Origin of the sequence: Subtercola boreus, from assembly GCF_003399645.1 — a bacterium.
In the GTDB taxonomy this organism is placed as follows: Bacteria; Actinomycetota; Actinomycetes; order Actinomycetales; family Microbacteriaceae; genus Subtercola; species Subtercola boreus_A.
In genome coordinates this window covers 1-1,494 of record NZ_NBXD01000074.1, presented here as the reverse complement: position 1 = coordinate 1,494, position 1,494 = coordinate 1, and the positions used below count along the sequence as shown (strand labels likewise).

Annotated in this window: 1 protein-coding gene; it reads right to left on the bottom strand. The window is 64.7% G+C overall.

The window, feature by feature from the left end:
- Positions 1 to 24: 24 nt before the first annotated feature.
- Positions 25 to 1,404 carry an IS1380 family transposase gene (locus tag B7R24_RS17040; RefSeq protein WP_116429920.1) on the bottom strand — a complete coding sequence of 460 codons (1,380 nt, stop codon included), beginning with the start codon at positions 1,402 to 1,404 and terminating at the stop codon, positions 25 to 27.
- Positions 1,405 to 1,494 lie beyond the last annotated feature (90 nt).

Genomic DNA, 1,494 nt, shown 5'->3' with positions numbered 1-1,494 from the left:
TTGTCGGCTGGTCGGTCGGGGTGCTCAGCTTTGTGGGGGCGCGAGAGCGTGGCTGAAGAGGGTTGTCCAGGCGGCCTCCCAGGGCCAGGCGCGGGGCAGGTGCAACGTGATGCGTCGTCCGGAAGACGCGATCCTCGCCGGGACGGTGATCAGTTTCCGGCGGATCGTCGCCGTCGTCGCCGACCGGAGGTCAGGCCCGGTGATGGTGGCGGCAGTGCGGGTGAGGTTGAACGCGATGACCGCGAGAACAAGCCAGGCCGCGTTTGCGGTGAACCGGCCCGAGGGCAGGTGCCCGAGGGCTGAACCCTTCAAGTCCGCGTGGACTTGCTCGATGATCGCATGCCGACGGTGCACCTGGTCCGCGGTGACTGTGTCGAGAGCGGTGGTGGTGAAGAAGGCGTGGAACCGGTGCGTGTCGAACAGGGTCGGGTGCTCGAGGTCTTTCTTGTTCAGCTCCGGGATGCGCCGCACGACCAGACGCCCTTCGACACGGTCCTTCTTCGCCTTCGAGCTGAACGCGGTGAAGGGCACCTCGGCTACTTCCGCGACCGAGATCCAGGTGCGGGTGTCGTGGTCGAAGATAGCGTTGGTGTATTTGATTTTCTGCCAGGCGTCTTCAGGGATGGTGGCGATCGCACGTTTCACGGCTGGGTCCTGCCGGGCGGTGATCGACACGTCAGCACCCGCCTTGATGGCCGCGTTCACGGTCGGCAACCCGTAGTAGGCGGAGTCCGCCCGCAGCAACACGGGTGTCGTCCTTTCACCCGGCAGCCGGGTCACCGTTTTCAGGGCGTCGGCGACGATCCGGGCGGCTCCTTTCGGGGACCCGGTGGCTCCTCGTCGGAGGCGTTGGGCGATGATCACGGGAGCGCTGGTCTCGGTCGAGACGGTCGCGAGGAGCGCGTTGATGCCGCGGACGCCGGAGTACCCGAACCCGGCACCCTGTTTCTGGTGGCCGTGGACTTCGATGATGGTGTCGTCGACATCCACGAACACAGTGTTACTACCGGCCGGGACGAGGGGTGTCTGACCGGCGAGGTTGATCAGGAGTCGGGAGGCGACAGCGTCGAGTTGCCGGACGTGACCGAAGGTGAACGCTCGGAGGAACGATCCCAACGTCGACGGGGCGTAACAGGATGCGAAGAGCCGGTTCATGCCGCCGTGCCTGAGCAGGGCCAAGTCATCGATCGAGTCCGCCCCGGCCACCATTCCGGCAACGATCGATTCGACTTTCGATCCCGCGTTCGCGCCTTTGTCCGTCGGGACCGTCAGCCACTGGTCGGCAAGGGCCCGGAGGCCGGTTTTCTCGGCGAGCCGCATCACCGGGAGTAGCCCGGCTGACGACACGAGATTGGGGTCATCGAATGACGCGACAGCGGTGCGGGAGGCGTGAGAAACTTGCACCTGCGAGATGCCTTTCGTTTCAGGCGAGTGTTGTTCTAGACAAACTCCATTTTCCCTGATGAGAAAGGCATTCTCCGTTTAACGCGCCGA